Below are 24,634 nucleotides of genomic sequence, written 5' to 3' on the forward strand. Positions count from 1 at the left end.
GATCGTGCGATCTGCGCCCGCCGCAGGCGAAGACTCGCGCCGAATATCGCCGCACGACCGTCGCCAGAGAGTGAAAACTTGCGGCACCGCGCCGCGCGCACTAGCCTGCCCGCTTCATGCCATCCGGGAAAACGCCGCCGTGATCCATCGCCACGCCCTGCTCGCCCTGGCCGTCGTCGCCTGCCTGTTGCCGCTCGCCGCGTGCAAGAAGACGCCCACGCCCGCAGCCGATACGCGCACGCCTGCGCAGGCCACGCCGGAAGGCGAAACGGCGGACCAGTTCATTGCCCGGGTCAACGATGAATTCCGTAAGATGTACCCGGAGCTCAGCGCGGCGCAGTGGCTGTCCAACACCTATATCAACGACGACAGCCAATTGTTGGCCTCGAAGGCCAACGAGCGCTGGCTGAGCCAGCTCAACAGCTGGATCGAACAGGCCAAGAAATTCGAAGGCCAGAAGATGTCGCCCGATACCGCGCGTACGATCCGGCTGCTCAAGCTGTCCACGTCGCTGCCGCCGCCGCGAGACCCGGCCAAGCTCGAAGAGCTCACCCAGATCGCCACCAAGCTCGAAGGCATGTACGGCGCGGGCACCTACTGCAAGCAAGAGGACGGCGAAAAACGTTGCCGCCAGATCGGCGAACTCGAGGACGTGCTGCGCAAGAACCGCGACTACGACGCGCAACTCGACGCCTGGCAGGGCTGGCACACGATTTCGGTGCCGATGCGCAAGGAGTACACCCGCTTCGCCGAGTTGGCCAACCAGGGCGCGCGCGACCTGGGCTTCGCCGACGCCGGCGAAATGTGGCGCTCCGGCTACGACATGCCGCCCGCCGAGATCGCCGCCGAAACCGACCGGCTGTGGAACCAGGTCAAGCCGTTGTACGAACAATTGCATTGCTATGCGCGCACCAAGCTCAACGCCAAATACGGCGCCGGCAAGGGCGAAGTCGCCGGCGGCCTGCTGCCCGCGCACCTGATGGGCAACCTTTGGCAACAGGACTGGGGCAACCTGTGGGACATCCTGGCGCCGTACAGCGAGGCGCAAGCCGGCAACCTCGACATCAGCGGCGCACTGGAAACGATGTACCAGGAAGACTATCGGGAACGGCAGCGCCAGTTCGCCGGCGAACCCGAGCCCGAGCAGCAGGTCGAGCTCGAGTACGCCGCGCAGCTGGACGTGGCCAAGCAGATGACCGAACGCGCGCAGGATTTCTACGCCTCGCTCGGCATGCCGAAACTACCGGAAAGCTACTGGCAGAAAACCCAGTTCATCAAGCCGCGCGACCGCGACGTGGTCTGCCACGCCAGCGCCTGGGACATGAACATGGCCGGCGACGTGCGCACCAAGATGTGCACCAAGCCGAACGAAGAGGACTTCACCACCATCTACCACGAGTTGGGCCACGTCTATTACTACATGGCCTACAACAAGCTGCCGCCGATGTTCCAGGGCGGCGCCAACGATGGCTTCCACGAAGCGATCGGCGACACCATCGTGCTGGCGATGACGCCGAAGTACCTCCATTCCATCGGCCTGGTCGGCGCCCAGCAGCAGAGCGACGAAGCGCTGATCAATTCGCAGATGCGGATGGCGCTGGCCAAGGTCGCGTTCCTGCCGTTCGGCCTGATGATCGACCGCTGGCGCTGGGGCGTGTTCGACGGATCGATCAAGCCCGATCGATACAACAAGGCGTGGTGGGACCTGAAGGCGAAATACCAGGGCGTGGCGCCGGCTACGCCGCGCGGCGAGGAGTTCTTCGACCCGGGCGCCAAGTACCACGTGCCGGGCAACACGCCCTACACGCGTTATTTCCTGTCGCACGTGCTGCAGTTCCAGTTCTACAAGGCGCTGTGCGACGCCGCCGGCCACAAGGGCCCGCTCAACGAATGCAGCTTCTACGGCAACAAGGCCGCCGGCGCGAAGTTCTGGGCGATGCTCGGCAAGGGCGCGAGCCAGCCGTGGCAGAACACCCTGCAGGAGCTGACCGGCGGCCAGAAGATGGATGCCGCGCCGATGCTGGAATACTTCGCGCCGCTGCAGACCTGGCTGAAGCAGCAGAACGAGGGCCAGCAGTGCGGTTGGCGGACACCGGCGCCCGGCCCGGCTGCATCGGAGACGAAACCCGCCGCGGAATCGTAGGTCGGGCCTACGTGCCCGACGTGCGGCCGATTCGAATGCCGCGCCGGGCGTCGGGGACGTTGCTCCGACCTACACGACAATGACTTCCGGCACGGTTGCCCGGTTTTCCGTGCGGCCTAGACTCGGCCGGATCTACCGGCGTTTTCCGACCACCGACCAGAGACAAAACGCATGAACAGGGGAGCTTTGCGCAAAGGGTTCAACCAACTCGCGGCCATCGCGGTTTTCGGACTGGCGTTTTCCGCCGCCGCCATGGCGCAATCCAGTTCCGGCAACCTCATCGGCGAAGGCAAAGCCGGGGACACCGTGATCATCAGCGGCCCCGACAACGGCTTCCACCGCGAGATGGAACTCAAGGAAGACGGCAAGTACCAGATGCGCCGCATTCCCCTGGGCGACTACACCGTGGTGATCAAGCATGCCGACGGCAGCTTCAGCGCGCCCAAGACGGTCTCCGTCAGGGTCGGCAGCACGGCGCGGGTGCAGTAGCCATCGTATTCGGCGAACGCTGGGACCCCCTTCGCCCTTGCCTTTGCTTGCCCCCTCTTGAGGCTTGCCCTGCTTTGTAGAGCGGGCTTGCTCCACTGCTTTTGCCTGCCCTCCTCATCGAAAAGAGGGCCGGGAGAGATTTGCTCTGGCTCTGCTTTGTAGAGCGGAGCTTGCTCCGCTGCATTTCGCTCTTAGCCGTTCGCTCTTTGGCCGTTCGCTCTTTGGCCGTTCGCTCTTTGGCCGTTCGCTGTTAGGCCGTTCGCTCTTAGGCCGTCATCCCAGTGAACGCTGGGACCCATCTTGCTTTTGCCCTTGCCCCTCAGCCGTCATCCCGGCGCACGCCGGGATCCAGGCCCGCGTCCTGGCCAGCTGCGCTGCGACTCGCACCATGGGCAAAGGCTTCCGGCTGCGCCGGGTCACTTTCTTTGTTGGCCCAAAGAAAGTAACCCAAGAAAGGGCCTGAACTGCGGTGCGATGCGTCGTACCTGAAAGTCCGCCAGCGGCCCTGCTTTCGTCGTAGGTGACCTTACTTACGCAGGTACTAGATTTTGATTCGCAGCCTATGGGTGACGTGGCTTTTGCGGATGGGCGCTAAGGAGGCGTTCGGGTCGATCGCCTCGGATCTAATGTCAAGCCCGGTCATGCGGCCACACATCGGCGAAAGGCGGCTCGCCCCCTTCAATCAGAGGGCCTTTTTTGGCTGCCGTGCTGGCCACTTCGGATAAAAAGGCCGGCGCCAGCCGGCCTTTTGGTTTTCCCGAAGCGGCCCGCAAGCGGCATACTTCAGGCATGGACCGTCCCACTGCCGCCGATACGCCCGCCGATCTCGCACCGCAGCCGCTGGAGCGGGCGACCGCCCTGCCCGCGCGCTTCTATGCCGATCCGGCGATGGCCGCCATCGACCGCAGCGCGATTTTCGATCGCGGCTGGCAAGTCGTCGCGCACGTCTGCCAGCTGCGCGACGCCGGCGACCACGTGGTGGCGGATCTGGCCGGGCTGCCGGTGATCGCCGTGCGCGGCGCCGACGGCGAGATCCGCGTGATGCACAACGTCTGCCGTCACCGCGCCGGCCCGATCGCGCAGTGCGACGGCCTGGCGGCCAAATCGCTGCGCTGCCGCTACCACGGCTGGACTTACGGCCTGGACGGCGTGCTCAAGTCCGCGCCGGAAATGCGCACGGCCGTCGACTTCGATGTCGCACAAGTGCGCCTGCCGCAACTGCCCGCGCGCCTGTGGCAAGGGTTGGTATTCGCTTGCACCGGCGACGATCCGATGCCGTTCGACGATCTCGTCGCCGGCATCGATGCGCGCATCGGCGCGGAACGCGGCCTGGCCGATTACGGCCACCACCAGCGCGTCGGCTACGACGTGGCCTGCAACTGGAAGGTCTACGTCGACAATTACCTGGAGGGCTACCACGTGCCGCACGTGCATCCGGCACTGAATCGGATGCTCGACTACCGCAGCTACGTCACCGAAACCGCGCAGTGGCATTCGCTGCAGTGGAGCCCGCTGGAGAGCAGCGAGGGCTTGTATGGCAGCGGCGACGCGCTGTACTACTGGCTATGGCCCAACACCACGCTCAACATCCTGCCGGGCCGCTTGCAGACCAATCGCATCGTGCCCAAGGGCGTGGACCGTTGCCGGGTCGAGTTCGATTTCTATTACCCCTTGGACGACTCCAGCGAAGCGCGCGCCAAGCGCGAGGCCGACCTGGGCTTCAGCGACGAAGTGCAGCACGAGGACCTGGGCATCTGCGAGGACGTGCAGCGCGGGCTCGCGTCGGGCTCCTATGTGCCCGGACGCTTGAACCCGCTGCGCGAAAACGCCGTGCACCATTTCCAGGAATTGCTGCGCGACGCCTACCGGCAAGCGCAGGCCGAATGAATCCGGCCAAACCGCTGGGGCTGCTCGCCGCGACCGCGCTGGTCGTCGGCAACATGATCGGCTCCGGCGTGTTCCTGCTGCCGGCGTCGCTGGCGCCGTACGGCGCGGTCAGCCTGATCGGCTGGGGCATCACCCTCGGCGGCGCGCTACTGCTGGCCCTGACTTTCGCGCGGCTGGCGACGCACTGGCCGCAAACCGGCGGGCCTTATGCCTTCGCGCGCAATGCGTTCGGCGAGACGCCGGGATTCCTGATCGCGTGGAGCTACTGGATTTCGATCTGGTGCGCGAACGCGGCGATCGCGGTGGGTTTCGCCGGCAGTATCGGCGCGATCTTCCCGGATCTGGTTTCCACGCCCGCGCGCGGTGCGATCTGCGCATTGTCGGCGCTGTGGATCTGCACCGCGATCAATCTGGTCGGCGTGCGCGAAGCCGGCTTCACCCAGGTGCTCACCACGCTGCTGAAAGTGGTGCCGCTGCTGCTGTTCGGCGGCATCGCGATCTGGTTCATGGATGCGCACAACCTGCGCCTGCCGGAAACCGGAGGCGGCGAGTCGCTGCCGCATGCGATCCAGGCGACGGTGGCGCTGACGCTGTGGGCGTTCCTGGGACTGGAAGCGGCTACCGTGCCGGCGGGGTCGATCGCCGACGCCAAGCGCACCATTCCGCGCGCGACGGTGATCGGCACGCTGATCGCCGGCGTCGCCACCATCCTCACCTGCACTGCGGTGCTGGGCCTGCTGCCCGCCGACCGGTTGAAGGATTCCGCGGCGCCGATGGCGGAGGCCGCACGTGCGTTGTGGGGCCCGGGCGCGGCGATCGGCGTGGCCGCCGTGGCCGCGGTGTCGTGCTTCGGCGCGCTGAACGGCTGGGTCCTGCTATCGGCGCAGGTGCCGCTCGCGGCGGCGCGCGACGGACTTCTTCCGGCGCGGTTCGCGCGCCTGGACAAGGGCGGCACGCCGGCGTTCGGCGTCGTGGTCAGCAGCGCGCTGGCCAGTGCGTTGGTGATCTCCAACTACACGCGTTCGCTGGTGCACCTGTTCACGTTTTCGATATTGCTGTCGACGGCGGCCTGCCTGCTGCCCTACGTCGTCAGCAGTGCGGCGTGGTTGCGCCGCAACGACGGCAGCGGCCGGATCGTGGCCGCGCTCGCCCTGCTCTACAGCGTGTACGCCTTGATCGGCACCGGCGCCGAAGCGCTGTTGTGGGGCGCCGTGCTGGTGCTGTTCGGCCTGCCGTTCCATTGGCTGAACCAGTGGCGCAACCGCCGGCCGCGCAACGAAGCCGCCTAGAAACGTTCGGTCGGTTCCAATGCCGCCGCCGCTTCCGGCGCGGATTCCGGCACGCCCTGCCCCGACCGCGTCTCCCATCGCCAGAACAGCCAGCCGAGCAGCGAGAACGCTGCCGCGCCCAGCGCCAGATGCAGGCCTTTGTGGCTCAGCAGCGGCGACAGCACGCCGGCGACGATGGCATTCATCACCAGGCTGGTGAAGGCCTGCAGCGACGACGCCGAGCCGCGCTGGCGCGGATACATGTCGAGCACCGCCAGGGTCAGGATCGGAAACACCAGCGCGATACCGAACGAGCCGATCATCATCGGCATCACTGCCCACGGGATCGAAATCACCGGCACGAACGCGTTGTAGGCCACGTTGGCGACCGCGCCGAGGCCGCAAAAAGCGAAACCGATGTTCGCCAGCCGCGCGCCGCTGATCTTGCCGGCCGTGCGGCCGGACGTGTACGCGCCCAGCATCATCCCGCCGATCATCGGCACGAAAAACCAGGCGAACTGGCGCTCGTTCAACCGCAACAGGTCCAGCACGAACGCGGGCGCGGAAGCGATGTACAAGAACAGCGCGCCGAAATTGAACGTGCCCGACGCGGCCAGCCGCTGGAAACGCGGATTGACGAAGATCGCCCAGTAGTCGCGCAACAGACGCTTGGGCGCCAGCGACAGCCGCGCCTGCGGCGGATGCGTTTCCGGCAGCGCGATCCACACCGCGACCAGCAGCAGCAGCGAAAAACCGACCAGGAACCAGAAGATCGCCGACCAGTGCCCCCAGCCCAGGATCCAGCCGCCGATGATCGGCGCGATCGCCGGCGCGACGCCGAAGATCATCGAGACCTGGCTCATCAGACGCTGCGCATCGTGACCGTGCAGCACGTCGCGGATCAGCGCGCGGCCTACGATCAGGCCCACCCCCGCCGACAGTCCCTGCAGCGCGCGGAACGCCAGCAAGGTGGGCAGATCGCGCGACAGCGCGCAGCCCGCGGATGCGAATGTGAAGACGATCAGTCCGCCGATGATCACCTTGCGCCGGCCGATCGCGTCGGACAGCGGTCCGTGCACCACGCTCATCAGCGCATAGGCCAGCAGGTAGACGCTGATCGTCTGCTGCATCGCCACCTTGTCGGCGCCCAGCTGCCGGCCCATGTGCTCGAACGCCGGGAAGATGGTGTCGATCGAGAACGGACCGAACATCGCCAGCCCACCCAACAGCAGGGCCAGGCTACGCAGCGAAATCCTCGGCGCGGCGCTGGGTGTTTCCGGCGTGGATTTCGGATCGTTCACCATGCAAGGATAAGGCCGAACACGGAACGCCGATAGTCGACAGCGTCATGGCATTGGCTCTGGCTTTGGCGTGGCATTGGCTCTGACCGTCGAGCGTGGCGAGAATCGAAAGGACTTTGCTTGTCTCCCCTCCTTGGAAAACAGCGGCCGGGGAAGATTTGCCCTTGCTCTGTGTAGAGCGGAGCTTTCCCCGCTGCCTTGGCTGTTGGGGTTCTCGCGATCTGCCGGCCTTTCAGGCCGGGGTTTCGTCCGCTAAAACCGCGGCCGAGTGACTTTCTTTTTGAGGCGCCCAAAAAGAGAAGTCACCAAAGAAAAAGGGCCTTTGGAAGGGATCCCAGCGATGGGACTACCCCGTGTTCTTAGCCCTTCTCGCCGGCCCTCGGGATTCCTCCGTCGCTTCGATATTTAGATCCGAGGCGATCGACCAGAACTACTCCTTAGCGCAACTCCGCAAAAGCCACGTCACCCATACGCTGCGAATCAAAATCTAGTACCTGCGTAAGAAGGTCACCCACGACGAAAGCAGGTCCGCTGGCGAACTTTCAGGTGCGACCCATCGCACCGCAGTTCAGGCCCTTTCTTGGGTTACTTTCTTTGGGCCAGCAAAGAAAGTGACCCGCGCGCAGCGCGGAAGCCTTTATCCATGGCGCGAGTCGCAGCGCAAGCCGCCAGGACGCGGGCCTGGATCCCGGCCTTCGCCGGGATGACGGCTTAAGGGGCAAGCGCCAGAGCAACATGGGTCCCAGCGTTCGCTGGGATGACGGCTTAAGAGCAACGGCTTAAGAGCGAAGGGCTTAAGAGCGGAGGGCTTAAGAGCAAGAGCAGCGGGGCAAGCCCCGTTCTACAAAGGCGGAGCAAAAGTCAGAGCAAGACCTAGGCAGCGGGGAGAGCTCCGCTCTAGAGGGCGGACGTTGCCGGTCGCTTAGGCGGGCGGACCTTTTAGCTCGACCATGTTGTCTTCCGGGTCGAACAAGTATTGCGAGGGGCCTTTGCCTTCGGCCCCGTAGCGGGCGCCGAAATCGCCCAGACGCGCGCCGTGCGATCGCAGGTGGGCGACGATGGCGTCGCGGTCGAACGGGTCCACGCGCAGGCACAGATGGTCCAGATTGCGGCCTTCGGCGCCCGGCGCCGCCCCGCCCATGCGGCCTAGCTTGCCGTCGACCGGCACCAGGTCGATCAACGAGCTTCCCGCGCGCAATTGCAGCAGGCCGATCTCCGCCTGATCGCGCTCGACGCTGCAGCCGAGCACGTCGCAATAGAAGGCCTGCATGACCGCAACGTCGCGCACGCGCAGCACGATGTGGTCGATCTGCTGCAGTCGGAAAGGAATGCTCATGGAACGGCTCCGGAAGACGGACCGCCATGTTAAACGCCGCGCCTGAACCGGCCCGGCGACACGGCGCCCGGGCAGGTATAATCGCCGGGCTGCACGTGGTGGGAGAAGCGGCCAGCCCGGATGGGCCGGGCCGCTGCCGAAGGCGCAACGCCCGTAATCGCTCAGGCCCCAGACCGCCGCGTGCCACACACTCTGGAGAGACCGGTTGAATCCGGCGCCGAAGGGGCAAGAAACGCGGACCCTCCCCCTGCGTTTTGAAACTCTCAGGCAAAAGGACAGAGGGGCGCCCTACGTGCAGCTTGCACGTCACCACCGGACGCCCGTCATGCCCCAGAACGCTACGCCCAGCCTGCGCGAGCTCGAACACCATTCCGCGTTCATCGAACGCCACATCGGCCCCAACGACGGCGAGATCGCGCAGATGCTGCGCGTCGTCGGCCACGCATCGCTGGATGCGATGACCGATGCCATCGTCCCGGGCAAGATCAAGTCGCCGTCGCCCCTGGCCCTGCCCGACCCGGTCACCGAAGTCGAAGCGCTGGCCAAGATCCGTGCCATCGCCGACAAGAACGAAGTGTTCCGCAGCTTCATCGGCCAAGGCTATTACGGCACCCATACGCCGAACGTGATCCTGCGCAACATCCTCGAAAACCCGGCTTGGTACACGGCGTACACGCCCTACCAGGCGGAGATCTCGCAGGGCCGCATGGAAGCGCTGATCAACTTCCAGACCTTGTGCGCCGACCTCACCGGCATGGAGATCGCCAACGCTTCGCTGCTGGACGAAGGCACCGCCGCCGCCGAAGCGATGACGCTGGCCAAGCGTTCGGCCAAGTCGAAGTCCAACGTCTTCTTCGTATCGCGCAACGTGCATCCGCAGACGCTGGAAGTGCTACGCACGCGCGCCGACGGCCTGGACATCGAACTGCGCGTCGGCGACGACAGCGAAGCGGCCAATACCGATAGTTTCGGCGTGCTGCTGCAATATCCCGACACCTACGGCCAGATCCACGACCACAAGGCGCTGGCCGACGCGGTGCACACGCGCGGCGCGCTGGTCGCGGTGGCCACCGATCTGCTGGCGCTGACGCTGATCGCCGCGCCCGGCGAATGGGGCGCGGACATCGTGGTCGGCAATACCCAGCGCTTCGGCGTGCCGTTCGGTTTCGGCGGCCCGCACGCCGCGTTCATGGCCTGCCGCGACGCGTTCAAGCGCTCGATGCCCGGCCGCCTGATCGGCGTATCGATCGATGCCGAAGGCAAGCCGGCCTATCGCCTCACCCTGCAGACCCGCGAACAGCACATCCGCCGCGAGAAGGCCACCAGCAACATCTGCACCGCGCAGGTGCTGCTGGCCGTGATGGCCAGCATGTACGCCGTCTACCACGGCCCCGAAGGCCTCACCCGCATCGCCCGCCGCACGCACCGACTGGCCGCGATCCTGGCCGCGTCGCTGCGCAAATGCGGCGTCACCGTCGGCCCGGATTTCTTCGACACGCTGCACGTGATCGACGTCGACGCCGCCGAAATCCACGTCAAGGCGGAGAAGGCGCGCATCAACCTGCGCAAGATCGATGCGCGCAGCGTAGGCATCAGCCTGGACGAAACCGCCACGCGCGAGGACGTGATCGCGTTGGCGGCCCTGTTCGATGCGCAGATCGACGATATCGACGCGCTCGACGCGGCCACCGCAGACGCCTTGCCGGGCGGCCTGCTGCGCGCTTCCAAGTTCCTGCAGCACCCGGTCTTCAACACCCACCACAGCGAGCACGAACTTCTCCGCTACATGCGCTCGCTGGCCGACAAGGACCTGGCGATGGATCGCACCATGATCCCGCTGGGTTCCTGCACCATGAAGCTCAACGCCACGGCGGAGATGATCCCGGTCACCTGGCCGGAATTCGGCAATATGCACCCGCTGGCGCCGGCCACGCAGACCGCCGGCTACAAGCAACTGGTCGAAGAGCTCGAAGCTATGCTGGTCGAGTGCACCGGCTACGACGCGGTCAGCCTGCAGCCCAATTCCGGCGCGCAGGGCGAGTTCGCCGGCTTGCTGGCGATCCGCGCCTACCACCGTTCGCGCAACGAAGGCCACCGCGACATCTGCCTGATCCCCGAATCGGCGCACGGCACCAACCCGGCCTCGGCGCAGATGTGCGGCATGAACGTGGTGGTGACCAAGTGCGACGCCAACGGCAACGTCGACGTCGAAGACATCCGCCGCGCCGCCGAGAAATACGGCGACCGATTGGCCGCGCTGATGATCACCTACCCGTCCACGCACGGCGTGTTCGAAGAAGACATCGTCGAGATCTGCGAGATCGTGCACAAGCACGGCGGCCAGGTGTACACCGACGGCGCCAACATGAACGCGCTGGTCGGCGTCGCCAAGCCCGGCAAGTGGGGCTCGGACGTTTCGCACCTCAACCTGCACAAGACCTTCTGCATCCCGCACGGCGGCGGCGGCCCGGGCGTGGGCCCGTGCGCGGTCAAGGCGCACCTGGCACCGTTCTTGCCGCGCACCGCTCCTCTCCCGCTTGCGGGAGAGGAAAATGTTAGCGCAGCGAACGAAGGTGAGGGTACGGCTTTTGGCGTGGGCATGGTCAGTGCCGCCGCGTACGGTTCGGCCTCGATCCTGCCGATCTCGTGGATGTACGTCACGCTTATGGGCAACAGCGGCCTGCGCAAGGCGACGCAAGTCGCCCTGCTCAACGCCAACTACATCGCCAGGCGCCTGGCGCCGCATTTCGAAACGCTCTACACCGGCCGCAACGGCCTGGTCGCGCACGAATGCATCCTGGATCTGCGCCCGATCAAGGACGCCACCGGCATCAGCGCCGAGGACGTGGCCAAGCGTTTGATCGATTTCGGCTTCCATGCGCCGACCCTGAGCTTCCCGGTGGCCGGCACGCTGATGGTGGAGCCCACCGAAAGCGAATCGCTGCACGAACTGGACCGCTTCATCGACGCCATGATCCAGATCCGCGACGAGATCCGCGCGATCGAGGAAGGCAAGCTCGACCGCGAAGACAATCCGCTCAAGCACGCCCCGCACACCGCCACCATGGTCGCAGGCAGCGAGTGGAACCACGCCTATCCGCGCGAGCTGGCCGCCTTCCCGCTGCCGGTCCTGAAGCAGCAGAAGTACTGGCCGCCGGTGGCGCGCGTGGACAACGTCTACGGCGACAAGAACGTGTTCTGCAGCTGCGTGCCGATCGAAGCCTTTGCCGGCGAGATCGAGGCGTTCAGCGAGCCGAACGTGATGTGATTGGTCGGTTCAACCACCGATTTTTCGGGCCCCGCATCGCGGGGCTTTTTTTATCGCGACCCGCTCTTCGCAGGAGCCGCTTCAGCCGCGAGCTTTTTCCGCGATATGCGCATGAAAAAAGCTCGCGGCTGAAGCCGCTCCTACGAAAAGCCTAACAACCGGCATGGCGCGGCCATCACGCCCGCCTGCCGACAATGCGCAACGGATCCCGGCGAAGGCCCGCGCATGCCCGCGCTCAACGTGCTGACCGTGAACGCCCACATGGGTTTCAACCTGCTCAACCGGCGTTTCATCCTGCCGGAATTGCGCGAGGCCATACGCGGCGTCTCGGCGGATATGGTATTCCTGCAGGAAGTGCTCGGCGAACATGCCCGACATGCGCAACGCCATCTGAACTGGCCGCAGGGACCCCAGTACGAATTCCTGGCGGACAGCATCTGGGGCCAATTCGCCTACGGCCGCAACGCCGTGTATCCGCACGGCCACCACGGCAACGCGACGCTGTCAAAATTTCCGATCCTGTCGTACGAAAACCGCGACGTCTCCCTGCACGGCCACGAGGAACGCGGCTTGCTGCATTGCGTGGTCGAAATCCCCGCATCGAAGACCGCGTTGCACACTGTCTGCGTGCATTTGGGCTTGCGCGAAAGCCATCGCCGCCGCCAACTCGGCCTGTTATGCGAAATCGTCGACAGGGAAATCCCGGCGGACGCGCCGCTGATCGTCGCCGGAGACTTCAACGATTGGCGCGTGCGCGGCCATGCGCTGATGCTGCGTTGCGGCCTGCACGAGGCCTTCGAGGAAGCCCAGGGGCGCGTCGCCCGCACGTTCCCGGCGCGCTGGCCGGTGCTGCCGGTGGACCGCATCTACCTGCGCAACGCACGCGCTGTGGCGCCGCGCGTGCTGTCCTCGCGGCCGTGGTCGCACCTGTCCGACCATGCGCCGCTGTTCGCAGGGGTCGCACTGTGAAGCAAACGACCGCCCGGAATGGCGTCTGGCGGGACGGCAACCGCGTGCGCCTGCTGGAGAACGGCGAAGAATTCTTCGAAGCCGCTTTCGCAGCGATCGAAGCCGCCGAACGCGAAATTCTGTTGGAAACCTTCATCCTTTTCGAAGACAAGGTCGGCCTGGCGCTGCATCGCCGGCTGGTCGCCGCGGCGCGCCGCGGCGTACGCGTGGAAGTGCTGGTGGACGGTTACGGGTCGCCGCGATTCTCGCCGGAATTCCTGTCGGAACTTTCCGCTGCCGGCGTGAGCTTCCGCAGTTTCGACGCGCACCGTCCGCTGCTGGGCGTCCGGCTGCACGTTTTCCGCCGGATGCACCGCAAGCTGCTGGCCGTGGACGGCCGCCTGGCGTTCGCCGGCGGCATCAATTTTTCGGCCGACCACTTGGCGGATTTCGGGCCGACGGCCAAACAGGATTACGCCGTCGAGCTGCAAGGGCCGGTAGCGGCCGACATCCGCGACTTCGTCCATGCCTCGATCTCCTCGCGCGGCGTTGGCGCATCCTGGAATCCCGCGCCGGAAGCCGGCGCCGCCGCGGCAGGCGACGCCAGGGCGATGCTGCTGTTGCGCGACAACGCTGGCCGCTCGGACGCCATCGAGCAGGAATACCGGCGCGCGATACGCGGCGCCCGTCGCGAAGCGCTGATCGCCAACGCGTACTTTTTCCCCGGTTACGGCTTCCTTCGCGAGCTTCGCCACGCCGCCCGCCGCGGCGTGGCGGTGTCGCTGATCTTCCAGGGCGAGCCGGATACGCAGCTCGCGCTGACGGCGGCGCGGTCGCTGTACCGGCATCTGGTCGACGCCGGCGTGCGCATCTACGAGTATTGCGAGCGCCCCTTCCATGGCAAAGTCGCGTTGGTGGACGACGACTGGTGCACGGTCGGTTCCAGCAACTTGGATCCGTTGAGCCTGTCGCTGAACCTGGAAGCGAATGTCTTCATCCGCGATGCCGCGTTCGTCGGCGAGCTGCGCCGCAAGCTGCAGGACTTGATGACGCAGCATTGCCAGGCCGTCGATCCGGCCGATGTGCCGCCGTACAGCGTCCTGCAATCCATAACGCGGCCGTTGCTGTTCCACTGCCTGCGCCATTTTCCCGACTGGGCCGGCTGGCTGCCCGCGCACACGCCCAAGACCCGCCTGGTGGCCGCGCCTGCGGACGCGGATAACGGCCGAACGCCATGAAGACCCGCCACCCCTATTGGCGGCGCGCGGGCCGGATCGCCTTCATCGCATTCCTGGTCGTCGTGACCGTGTTGCTGGTGCGCTACGCGCGCTCGATCGACTGGAACGCCGTGGCCGATGCGATCGCCGGCTACGATGCCGCCACGCTGGCGATGGCCGTTGCCCTGGCGCTATCGAGTTACCTGATCTACGGCGGCTACGACCTGTGCGCGCGCGCCTATGCGCACCATGCGCTTTCGGCGCGCCGGGTGATGCTGATCGCGGCGATCTGCTATGCCTTCAGCCTGAACATCGGCGCGGCAGTGGGCAGCGCCGGTTTCCGCTACCGGCTTTATTCGCGCTCGGGTCTGGCCGTGGGCACGATCAACCGCATCGTCGCCTTCAGCGTGTCGAGCAACTGGCTGGGTTATCTGCTGCTTGCCGGCGCGCTGTTCGGCACGCGCAGCGTGGCGCTGCCAGCCGATTGGAAAATCGGCGTGGCCGGGCTGCAGGCGCTGGGCGTAGCGATGCTGGCGACGGTGCTGGCCTACCTCATCGCCTGCTGGTGGTCGCACGACCGCGTCTTCCACGTGCGCGGCCACCATTTCCGTCTGCCGTCGCCGCGCCTGGCCCTGCTGCAACTGGCGCTGGCTGCGGCCAACTGGTCGGCGATGGCGGCGATCCTGTACCTGCTGCTGCAATACCGGGTCGATTACGCGATGGTGCTCGGCGTGCTGCTGTTGGGCGCGGTGGCGACGGCGATCGCGCACATTCCCGCCGGCATCGGCGTGCTCGAAGCCGTCTTCATCGCCCTGCTCGGCCAAACCGTCGCGCAGCCGCAACTGGTCGCGGCGTTGCTGGTCTATCGCGCGTTCTACTATCTGGCGCCGCTGATCGCCGCCTCGGCGCTATACGCGGCCTTCGAGGCGAAAAGCAGGCGCAGCCCGCATGCTGCGCGCGGTATGTGAGGGTCCGGCCGCCCCAGCCCACCGGCATCCGCCTCCATGCTCACGGCGACCCTGGCCATCCTCAGCGAGCGCGATCGCCAGCCCAGACCGGCGCGTTCAGCAAGACTGGCCCGCGAGGCGCCTCTCGGTACCGTTGATCGGCCCGCCAGCCCAAACCGGGACGATGGCGGGGAACCGACCCAAATGGGGCGTATGGTGCCTGGATGATGCATCACTTCCTTACCGAGAACCGGAGCGAGCTGATTGCCCGTTGCAGGGCGAAGGTGGCCCAGCGCGCGCCGCCCGGCGTGCCCGAGAAAGAACTGGAACACGGCATAACCGTTTTTCTCGAACAACTCATCAAGACGTTGCAGGTGGAGCAGACATCGCAGCCGATGCTCAGCCGCAAAGTGTCCGGGCCCACGGGCGGAGGCAAACCGGCTTTATCGGAAATCGGCGAATCGGCGGCGCAGCACGGCAAGGAACTGCTGCTGCATGGTTTCACTGTCGAGGAAGTCGTCCACGACTACGGCGACCTCTGCCAGTCGATCACCGACTTGGCCTTCGAACAAGGCGCCGTGATCGAGATCGACGAATTCAGGACGCTCAATCGCTGCCTGGACAATGCCATCGCCAACGCCGTCACCGAGTTCGGCTACCAGCACGATTTCGTCGTCGCAGACAGGCAAGCCGACGCGTTGAACGAACGATTGGGGTTCTTCGCGCACGAATTGCGCAACCTGCTGTGCACGGCCACGCTCGCGCTTTCTGTCATCAAGCAAGGCAACGTGGGCTTGACCGGCGCCACGGGTGCGGTGCTGGACCGCGCGCTGGTAGGCCTGGGCAACCTTATAGACCGCTCTCTGGCCGAGGTGCGGATGACGGCGGGAATGCCGCTGCAGCACCGCTTGTTCTCGCTCGCCGACTTCATCGCCGAAGTGAAGCTTTCCGCCTCGCTCGAGGCGCAGATCAAGGGTTGCGTATTGACCGTCTCGGTGGTCGATCCGTTGCTGGCCGTCGACGCGGACCGGGATCTGCTTCTGTCGGCGCTGGGCAACCTGCTGCAGAACGCTTTCAAATTCACGCATGCGCACAGTGAGGTCACGCTCAACGCCTACGCGATGGCCGACCGCATCCTGATCGATGTCGAAGACCATTGCGGCGGCCTGCCGCCGGGCGACGCCGAAAAAATGTTCCTGCCCTTCACGCAGAGCGGCGAAGACAAAAGCGGCCTGGGGCTGGGCCTGTCCATTTCGCGCCGCAGCGTGGAAGCCAACGACGGCATACTCAGCGTCCGCAATATTCCCGGCACAGGCTGCGTCTTCACCATCGACCTGCCCCGCCACTCGCTGCCGATAGCGTCTTCCGCCGCCGGAATGGCATCCGAGGGCGTGGTCGCCATCGACTGAAGCCGCTCGCACGCAAACAAAAGGCCCCGCGACGCGGGGCCTTTTTCATGCCGAAAGCGTCCGTGGTTTCAGGCGCCGTTCTTCTTCAACCAGGCATCCACTTCCGGCAGGCGCTCCTTGCGCACCTTGCTGCGGTAGGCGATGTTGGCGATCGCCGTTTCGGCCGCGCGGCGCGAGCCGGCCGCGATATGGGCGTCGGCGTAGGCCTTGATCTTGCCTGCCATCGCCGGATCCAGCGAACTGTTGCCCAGCGCGGGATACCAGCTGCTGCGCGAGGTGGAATCGACCAGCTTGTCCACGTCCGTGCGATGGGCGACGGCGTAGTCGAAGGCCATGTCCGGGTGTCCGTAAGACACCGTGGCGATCATGTCCGCGCTATTGGTGGCGCCGGGCTCGTCGGTGAGCGCCAGGTCCAACGCGCGCTTGGCCAGCATGTCGTCGTCTGCCGACGACAACAAGGAATAGAACTCATCCTTCACCAGCGGCGTCTTCTCGGCCTTCGCCGCAGCGTGCAATTCGTCCCAGGTGGCGGCATCGGCGTGCTTGGCCACCACACTGAGGATGGTCTTGCGCAACTCGGCCGGCACCGCCTTCGGGTCGCTCTTCTCGGCAGCGTGGCGGCGACGCGCCTCGGCGATCGTTTTCTCGTCGCCCAGATCGCTCAGCGTTTCGATCAGCTGCGCGCGCAGGATCGTGGTCGGGTCGCCTTCGTCGGCGCGCACTTCCCAGCCGACGCGTTCGAACACCGGCGCCAGGCGCGCGATCGCGAATTTCCGGAATGTGGCCTGCCGGGCATTGTCGCCGCGATAGTAGGCGTTGAGGCTGGCGAAACTGCCGGCGATGTCGGCCCAGATCTGCGGGTCGGCATCGATGGGGGTCGATTTGGCCAGGTCGAGATAATCCGATGCGGGCTGCAATCCGGCCAGGCCCAACGCCCAGACATCGTTCATCAGGCCCAATTGGTCGATGGGTTCCAGGTTGGCGAAACCTTCGCTCACCGCCTTGAACGGCTGCGGCGCGTACAGTGTGCGGTAGTAGCCGCTCTGGCCCGCATTGACGACGACAGGGCCGCAACCGGGCAATGCCATGTCGGCCTTGCCGCCGGCGACGATCGTGCGCACCGGCGCGCCGCCCAGCGTTTGCGCGATCACCGGCACGCGCCAGGCGAGCGGTTTCTTGTCGGGACGGTCCTTGGTGAACTCGTCCTGGCTCAGCTTGAGCGCGGTCTTGCCGCCGCTGCATTGCGCCGACTCGACCCGGATCAGCGGGACGCCCGGCTGCAGGGTGAAGTCGTGGGCGATGGCGAGGATGGGCTTGTCGGCCGCGGCTTCGATCTGCTTCCAAAGATCGTCGGACACGGTATTGCCGTAGGCATGCGCCTTCATGTAGCGGCGCACGCCTTCGCGCCAGGCGTCGGCGCCGACGTAGCCTTCCAGCATGTGGATCACCGCTTCGCCCTTGGAATAGGTGATCGCGTCGAAAGCCTGGCTGGCCTGCTCCACCGTCTCCACGTGCTGCACCACAGGATGCGTGGTGGCGACCGCATCGCGGTTCATCGCGGATTCGCGCGAACCTACGCTATAGAGCTTGGTATTCCATTCCGGATGCAGTTTTTCTGTGGTGCGGCTGGCCATCCACGACGCGAAGCCTTCGTTGAGCCACAAGTCGTCCCACCAGCTCATCGTCACCAAGTCGCCGAACCACTGGTGCGCGATCTCGTGCGCGGCGATCGAGAAGATGCCTTGCTTGTCGGCCTGGGTGGAGATGCTGGGATCCATCAGCATCGCGTACTCGAAAGTGTAGATGGCACCCCAGTTCTCCATCGCCGCGAAGAACTGGCTGCGGCCCGGCGATGCGACGTTGTCGAGCTTGGGCAGGGGATAGGGCGTGCCGAAATAGTCGTTGTATTCCTTCAGCACCACGCGCGACGCTTCCAGCGCGAAGGCGGCCTGGTCGGCCTTGCCTTTCTGCGTGACCACGCCGACTTCGGTATCGCCTACCTTGGCGGTGGCGCGGTCGAAATCGCCCAAGCCGAAGAACAGCAGATAGGTCGACATCTTCGGCGAGGCGGCGAAGCGCACGCGCTTGAGCCCGTTGCCCAGATCGGCGCTTTCGGCCATCGGCATGTTGCTCACCGCCATCTGCGCGGCGGGCACGGTGACGGTCAGGTCGAAGACGGCTTTGTGGTTGGGCTCGTCCCAGGAAGGCACGAACTTTCGCGCGTCGGAATTCTCGAACTGCGTGTACAACGCGCGCTTCTTGCCGGCCTGGGTGTCGTAGTCGATGGCGAACAGGCCGTTGGCCTGGGTGCCGATCTTGCCGGTGTAGTCCATCGACAGCTTGTACTGGCCGACGGGCAGCGGCTGCGGCACAGAGAACGTCGCGGTCTGCGCCTGCGCATCGATCTTGACCTGCGGCGCGGGATAGGCGGCCGTGCCGGACGCAGGCGCCAGCTTCACCGACGAGAAGGTCATGTCGACGGCATTGAGCACGATCTTGTCGGTCGGCTCGAGCACCTCGAGCGTGATCGTCACCTTGCCGTCGAAGGCCAGTTTTTCCGCATGCGGCACTACGGCCACGTCGTAACGCACCGGCCGCACGTCGCGCGGCAATTGGGTAGTGGCCTGGCGGGCGATGGACGAAGACGCTGCCGGCGTTTGCGCCAGGACCGGGACGGACAAGCCTGCCAGCGCCAGCGCGATAGCGGAAACCAGAGTACGACGCATGGGACTTCCTTGAAGAACGGCGGCCCGGCGGGCCTTTGGCCAGCGCCGATGGTGACGCCCGGGGACGGTGGGAGACACCGCCGGAAGTCATGGCCGTTCTACGGAAAATCGATACCGCCTGCGCTCAGGGCTCGATCGCGACCTGTTCGAAACCCGCCTGCTCCAGCACTTGCACGACCGTTCCGCAGAGGGGATCGTCGGGGCTCGTCTTGTTCTTGCCCAGGAGTTTTTCCTTCCAGGTGCGCGCGCGCTCCAGCATCACATGCCAAGTGCCGTAGTCCGGCCGGGCGGGATCGTCTTCGGAATGGCCGGCCACGCACATCAGATAATCCACGCCTTGGAAGGCCGCCTGGTTGGCCCAGCCGAAATCCTCCATGCATACCAAGTCGGCCTCGACACCCGCTTCCGCGAGCGCCTCGACCAGCCATCGCGAGAAATCCTCGCCGTAGCAGCAATCGTTGATGAAATCCGCACCGGGCACGGACAGATTGAAGCGATCGGTGCGGCAGGTGATGTCGACGCTCATGCGTTTGACCGATCCCGCCGGTCAGCCATCCGGCACATTCGGATCGAATCCGAAACCGTCGCCTACTTCGTCGATGCAAAGCAACGGCCGCTTGCCTAGCGCATGCGTCTTGGCCTTGGTCTTGTCGTGCTCGATATTGCCGGTCCTGACGATGGCTTTGCCGGTGATGAAGTTCACGCTGGTATCGGTGGTTTCGCCGGTGTTGCGCTGGATATTGTCGTCGTCGTAGCCGATCAGCCGGAAGCAGCCGGCCTGGTAGCGGAAGGTGAACGTGGTGCTGCCCATGCCCCACGATCCCGCACTGGCGAACGCATGCAAGGTCACCTGGAATGCGCCGCGCGCGATCTTCAGCGCATCGGCCCCGCCCAGATAGTCGTCCATCACCGACGAATCGGGCCGCGGGATCAGCGTATGGTTCTGGAACGCAAGCCGATAGCCTCCATCGGCTGCGAAAGCGGCCGCGAGGATGCGCGGGTTCGTGTCGAAAGGGTCTTGCCCGAGGCCTTCGTTGCGCAGCACGTTCTTCGGGTCCTGCATGCGCAGCACCATCAGCAGGTCGTCGCGGCCGTCGGCATCGAGATCGCCGCGTTTGGCGTATTCCAGGCGCCAGCCCTTGGGCACGAAACCTTGTTCGGGCGTCGCCCGGTCCTGCAGCGTCGGATACCGCACCGGCGGCGCGTCGCCCGCGTCCTGCGCCGTTGCGCTTGCGCAGACGATCAGCAGCGCCATTACGACCGGATTCGTTCGCATCGCCTTCTCCCGTGCGCGATCCGCATCATCGCATCCCGCCATCCGGTGCGCATCCCCGCCGCGAAAGCTCAACTCGCCGCTCGGCGTCCTCGGGCAACGGCCCGGCCGGGCGCGCAGTCCGGCGCGGCGCCCATCCGAACACCGTGCGGCCGCCGTAGGCATGCGAACTCCGGCGCTCTTCGGCGATCAACGCTTCGACAGCGGGGCCGCCGGCGCGTCTTTCGAGCCGGCGCGCCTGGTCATCGAGCCGCTTCAGGGCCTGCAACCGCTCTTCGCGCCCGAGTTTGGCATTCCGCATCGCCTCCTTCAGCACGGCGATGGTCTGGTCGTATACGCGGGTCGGCACCGGAAACGGATGCCCGTCCTTGCCGCCGTGCGCCAGCGAAAAGCGCGCAGGATCGGTGAAACGGCACGGCGTCCCGTGCAGCACTTCGGCCACCATCGCCAGGGCCCGCACGGTACGCGCGCCTACGCCAGGCACTTGCAACAGTTCGGCGAAATCGCGCGGGCCGGCTTCGGCCGCCGCGGCTAGATTGCCTCGCAGGCGGCGCGTCACCGCATCGCCGCCGCGCACGTCGTGGTGGTCCGGCATGACGAGATGCGGCAGCAGCCCCGGCTGCCAAGGTTCGTTCGAAGCTTCCCTATCGAGCTTGCCCCACTCCGACGCGATGCCGTCCGGCCCCAGCGCGTCCAGCAATTCCACTTGCGCAAGCCGCGACCGTTCCGCGCGACGATCCGCGAGATTCACGATCGTCCCCGTCCCGGCTCCTTCGATCGCCGCGTGAGGCGCATCGACGAAACTGGTCAACCCTTCCGACAGCCAGTGATAGCGGCGCGCTTGCCTGCTGTCGCCGTTCATGCCCTGCTGTACGACGACCCAACGTCCATCGTCGGCGACGACGAAGCCGTGCAGGTATAGCTCGAAACCGTCCTGCACCGCCGCACTGTCGACCTTGGCCACCAGCCTGCTGGCCCGCGCCAGCGCATCGCCGTCGAAGCCGACGCGCTGCCCGATGGCGACCAATTCCGATGGCGTCGCGCGCGAATGCTTGCCGCGACCGCCGCAGACGTGCAATCCCAGCTCGGCCGACATCGGTGCCAGCCCGCGCTTGAGGGCGCCGATCACGCTGGTGGTGATGCCGGACGAATGCCAGTCCATGCCCATCACCGCTCCGAAGGACTGGAACCAGAACGGGTGCGCCAGCCGCCGCAGCAGTTCGTCGCGTCCGTACTCGCGCACGATCGCCTCGCTCATCACCGCGCCCAGCCGCGTCATGCGATCGGCCAGCCAACGCGGCACGCGGCCGCCGTGCAGCGGGAGATCGGCGCTTCCGGAGCGGCGCGTCATCGGCGGCTATCGCAGGACATTGGCGCATTGTCTGCCGATGGCGTCTCGCGTCGCGAGACAGGATGGCCGTCATCGCGTTTCGGTTCGCCGGCAAACCTGAATCCTTCAGTTCGCCCCGCCGTTTTGCCGCATTGAAGCCATTACCTCCTCCAACGGCGCGGGCCGGCCGAAAAGGAAGCCCTGCGCCTGGTCGCAGCCTTGCGCGAGGAGCCATTGCCGTTGCGCGTCGCTTTCGACGCCTTCGGCTATGATTTTCAGGCCCAGGCCATGGCCGAGCGCGATCAAGGCGCTGCAGATCGCCGCATTGCGTTTGTCCAGATGCACATCGGCGACGAATGCGCGGTCGATCTTGAGGAAGTCCAGCGGCAGGTCCTTGAGATAGGCCATGCTCGAGAAACCGGTGCCGAAATCGTCGATCGAAATGCATACGCCCTCGTTGCGCAATTCGCCCATCGCCTCGCGCGCGGCATCGGGCCTGCGCAGCACCACGCTTTCGGTCAGTTCCAACTGCAGCGCGCCGCGCGGCAGCCCGTGCGCCTCGCGCAGCTTCCGCAGCGATTGCGGCAGGGTTTCGGACAGGAATTGCACCGCGGATACATTGACTGCGATCGCCATGCCGGCGTGGTCTTGCGCCACCAGCCGGCCGTGGCAGCGCGCGGCTTCTTCCAGCACCCATTCGCCAAGCGGCACGATCAGGCCGGATTCCTCGCACAGCGGGATGAACTGCGCGGTCGGCACGAAGCTTCCATCGGGTTGGCGCCAGCGCAGCAGCGCCTCCAACGACATCGCATGGCCGTCACGCAAACGTCGGATCGGCTGGAAGAATAGTTCGAACTCCTGCCTCTCGAGCGCTTGCCGCAACCGTCCGGCCAGCGCCAGGCGTCCGCTCGCCTTGGCCGCCATCGTCGCATCGAAGCGGACGATAGGCATGCCGTCGCGCCGCGCCTGCAGTGCTGCAAGCGCCGCGTTTCCGATCACCTGCTCCGCACTGCCGCAGTCGCCGGGGCCGTCCGCCAATCCTATCCAGGCCTCAAGCGGATGCGTGCCGCTTTCGCCCCGCACCGGCGTCGCCGTGGCGCGCACGAGGCTGGCCAGCATGTCGTCGCGTTGCGCCGGATCCACCGCAACGACCACGAACGATTCGGCCGGCAAATAGGCGATCAACCCGTACTTCTGCCCCACTTCCCCGAAGCGGTCGGCGGCCGCGCGCAAGATGGCTTCGCCTGCGCGGCGGCCTAGCGTCGGCGCCACCAGTTCCAGGTCGCGCAGTTGCACGTAGGCGATCGCATAGCCCGTTTCGGCGCAAGGCAGCCCGTCGACCTGGTGCACCAGCGCTTCCACCGTGAGCATGCCGGTCGTCGTGTCGTGCGTGGCGCGCCAGGACAGGTCGCGTTCGTAAGCGGCGCGCTCGCTCACGTCCTCGGCCAGCACAAGCCTGGCAGCGCGACCGGCGAACTCGATGCCGCTGCTGTGCACGCGGACTTCGATGCGGCGGCCGTCGCGCGTCAGGTGCACCCATACCCGGTCGTCGTAGCCGCGGCCCGGATGCGCGAACAGGGATTCCCGCACCGCGGCCGCATCCTCCTCGGGGCGTATCTGCAGGATCGTCATCGCGAGGAACTCCTCGCGCGTGTAGCCGTAGTTGCGGATGGCGGTCTCGTTCACGGCCAGGAAACGCAACGTTTCCACATCGAACACCCAGAACGGCAGCGGATTGCGCTCGAACAGCTCTCGGAACTGCGCTTCGGCGCGTTCGATCCGCGCCGTTGCCTCGCGGCGTTCGGTGATGTCGACGATGGTGCCGGTCATGCTCTGCTCGCCGCGGCCGTCGACGGCCAGCGCGCCGCGCGCCTTGATCCAGCGGATCTGGCCGTCCGGAAGCACGATGCGGTATTCCGACCTGAACGGCGCACCGTGCTGGCGCGACGCGGCGAATTCCGCCTTGACGCGGGCACGGTCTTCGTCGTGCATGCGCTCGAAGAAATGTTCGAGCGGAATGGTTTCGGCGGTCGGCGGAAAACCGAACAGCGCAGCGGCTTGCTCGGATGCCCGTACCCGGCTCTGGTCGGATTCCAGCCGCCACACGCCGGTGCGCGACGCCAGTTGCGCCTGCCGCAGCCAGTCGGCGTTGGCCTGCAATTCGGCGAGCATAGCCTCGCGTGCGGTTTCGGCAGCCCGCATGCGCCGCACCAGGAACAGCAACCCCAGCCAATACAACACCACCAGCGCGGCAGCGGTGCCGGCGAACAGCCGCCATGGGGCCAAGGCTTCGCGCAGGCCTATTCCGGCGACCACGATCACGGGGTAGCCGCTGGACGAACTGAAGGTGGCCGCCCGTGAGATGCCGTCGAACTCGCTGGCCATATCGAGCGACAGGACGCCGGCGCGCATCAGGTCCAGGTCCGGCAGCGCGACGCGGCGGCCGATGTAGTCGCCGCCGCCGCCGTTGCGCGCCAGCATGGTGCCGCGCCTGTCGACGATCGTCATGCTGCCTTCGCGGCCAAGGTCCAGGCGCGCGATCATGCGTCCGAATTCGGAGGTGCGCAGCCGCGTCACCAGCCAGCCGCCCTCGCGCGTGCGAAGCGCCACGGGCACGACCCAGCCCCCGCCGAGGCCCTTGTGCAGCGGGCCGAGCAGCAGCGGGCGCGACGCCGTCGGCGCAGCGGCGGTCCACTGCGGCAGCGCAGGGTCGGCATCGCCCACGCTGAGCGCACGGCCAGCCGGGTCGTACAGCACGATCGACTCGAGTTCCGGATGGCGCAGCACCACGCCGGCGATCGCTTCGGACAGCAATGCCGGCGCCTGCGCGGCAGCGGTGCGGAAGAACGCATCGCCGTCGGCGGCGATGCCGGTCATCGCCCGCTCCAGGTTGCGCAATTCGTACATCAGCAGGCGGTCGGTGCCTGTGGCCAACGTCATGCTCTGCCGTCGCGCCGCATCGAGCCGCGCCGTCCGATCGTGCAGCACGGCAATGGCGAGCCCGACCGTGATCGCCAGGCCCAGGAACAGCCCCACGGTGATCGCCGTGCGCACCGAACCCACTGACGTGCGGCCTTCCTCGCGCATTCCGG

General features: G+C 66.1%; 16 protein-coding genes and 2 riboswitches. Of the genes, 9 read left to right on the plus strand and 7 right to left on the minus strand.

The features are described 5' to 3' along the window. Positions 1–139: 139 nt before the first annotated feature. From M2650_RS05740 to M2650_RS05755, 4 genes are all read left to right on the plus strand, one after another. Positions 140–2,143, plus strand: a complete 2,004-nt coding sequence (locus M2650_RS05740; RefSeq protein ID WP_249472369.1) for a M2 family metallopeptidase — start codon at positions 140–142, stop codon at positions 2,141–2,143. 171 nt (positions 2,144–2,314) lie between these two features. Then, a complete protein-coding gene (locus tag M2650_RS05745; protein WP_249472371.1) occupies positions 2,315–2,632 on the plus strand; it encodes a carboxypeptidase-like regulatory domain-containing protein in 318 nt (105 codons plus the stop codon). A gap of 789 nt (positions 2,633–3,421) precedes the next feature. Further along, positions 3,422–4,519, plus strand: coding sequence for an aromatic ring-hydroxylating oxygenase subunit alpha (locus tag M2650_RS05750; protein WP_249472373.1), 1,098 nt, complete (start codon positions 3,422–3,424; stop codon positions 4,517–4,519). Then, a complete protein-coding gene (locus M2650_RS05755; RefSeq protein ID WP_249472374.1) occupies positions 4,516–5,808 on the plus strand; it encodes an amino acid permease in 1,293 nt (430 codons plus the stop codon). Before M2650_RS05750 ends, M2650_RS05755 begins: the two co-directional genes overlap by 4 nt. On the opposite strand, the gene M2650_RS05760 is transcribed toward M2650_RS05755, so the two are convergent. Beyond that, positions 5,805–7,091 (minus strand): multidrug effflux MFS transporter, encoded by a 1,287-nt coding sequence (locus tag M2650_RS05760; protein WP_249472376.1) that lies wholly within the window; start codon positions 7,089–7,091, stop codon positions 5,805–5,807. The two genes, M2650_RS05755 and M2650_RS05760, sit on opposite strands and share 4 nt — an antisense overlap. A gap of 919 nt (positions 7,092–8,010) precedes the next feature. Further along, positions 8,011–8,424 carry a VOC family protein gene (locus M2650_RS05765; protein WP_249472378.1) on the minus strand — a complete coding sequence of 138 codons (414 nt, stop codon included), beginning with the start codon at positions 8,422–8,424 and terminating at the stop codon, positions 8,011–8,013. Positions 8,425–8,513: 89 nt separating this feature from the next. After that, a riboswitch (glycine riboswitch) is annotated at positions 8,514–8,610 on the plus strand. A 2-nt stretch (positions 8,611–8,612) separates the two neighbouring features. Further along, positions 8,613–8,707, plus strand: a riboswitch (glycine riboswitch). 42 nt (positions 8,708–8,749) lie between these two features. Here M2650_RS05765 and gcvP point away from each other — a divergent pair. From gcvP to M2650_RS16515, 5 genes are all read left to right on the plus strand, one after another. After that, positions 8,750–11,692 carry an aminomethyl-transferring glycine dehydrogenase gene (gene gcvP, locus M2650_RS05770; protein WP_249472380.1) on the plus strand — a complete coding sequence of 981 codons (2,943 nt, stop codon included), beginning with the start codon at positions 8,750–8,752 and terminating at the stop codon, positions 11,690–11,692. 225 nt (positions 11,693–11,917) lie between these two features. After that, on the plus strand, positions 11,918–12,661 hold the full coding sequence (locus M2650_RS05775) for an endonuclease/exonuclease/phosphatase family protein (RefSeq protein ID WP_249472386.1): 744 nt from the start codon (positions 11,918–11,920) through the stop codon (positions 12,659–12,661). Continuing rightward, entirely contained in the window at positions 12,658–13,878 is a 1,221-nt protein-coding gene (clsB, locus tag M2650_RS05780) for a cardiolipin synthase ClsB (RefSeq protein WP_249472388.1), read from the plus strand. The genes M2650_RS05775 and clsB overlap by 4 nt, the downstream gene beginning before the upstream one ends. Next, entirely contained in the window at positions 13,875–14,825 is a 951-nt protein-coding gene (locus M2650_RS05785; protein ID WP_249472390.1) for a lysylphosphatidylglycerol synthase transmembrane domain-containing protein, read from the plus strand. Before clsB ends, M2650_RS05785 begins: the two co-directional genes overlap by 4 nt. 263 nt (positions 14,826–15,088) lie before the next feature. Continuing rightward, a complete protein-coding gene (locus M2650_RS16515) occupies positions 15,089–16,213 on the plus strand; it encodes a sensor histidine kinase (RefSeq protein WP_249472392.1) in 1,125 nt (374 codons plus the stop codon). 68 nt (positions 16,214–16,281) lie between these two features. On the opposite strand, the gene M2650_RS05795 is transcribed toward M2650_RS16515, so the two are convergent. From M2650_RS05795 to M2650_RS05815, 5 genes are all read right to left on the minus strand, one after another. Next, positions 16,282–18,939, minus strand: coding sequence for a M1 family metallopeptidase (locus tag M2650_RS05795; RefSeq protein WP_249472394.1), 2,658 nt, complete (start codon positions 18,937–18,939; stop codon positions 16,282–16,284). A 124-nt stretch (positions 18,940–19,063) separates the two neighbouring features. After that, the gene (locus tag M2650_RS05800) at positions 19,064–19,465 is read right to left on the minus strand and encodes a hypothetical protein (protein ID WP_249472396.1); all 402 of its coding nucleotides are present in this window, start codon (positions 19,463–19,465) and stop codon (positions 19,064–19,066) included. 21 nt (positions 19,466–19,486) lie between these two features. Further along, positions 19,487–20,215, minus strand: coding sequence for a hypothetical protein (locus M2650_RS05805; RefSeq protein WP_249472398.1), 729 nt, complete (start codon positions 20,213–20,215; stop codon positions 19,487–19,489). Positions 20,216–20,240: 25 nt separating this feature from the next. Beyond that, complete coding sequence (locus M2650_RS05810; RefSeq protein ID WP_249472400.1) at positions 20,241–21,563, minus strand: DUF763 domain-containing protein; 1,323 nt, start codon at positions 21,561–21,563, stop codon at positions 20,241–20,243. A gap of 105 nt (positions 21,564–21,668) precedes the next feature. Further along, positions 21,669–24,629, minus strand: coding sequence for a bifunctional diguanylate cyclase/phosphodiesterase (locus M2650_RS05815; RefSeq protein ID WP_249472402.1), 2,961 nt, complete (start codon positions 24,627–24,629; stop codon positions 21,669–21,671). Between the last annotated feature and the right edge of the window lie 5 nt (positions 24,630–24,634).

This window comes from Luteimonas galliterrae (assembly GCF_023374055.1).
Taxonomy (GTDB): domain Bacteria; phylum Pseudomonadota; class Gammaproteobacteria; order Xanthomonadales; family Xanthomonadaceae; genus Luteimonas_C; species Luteimonas_C galliterrae.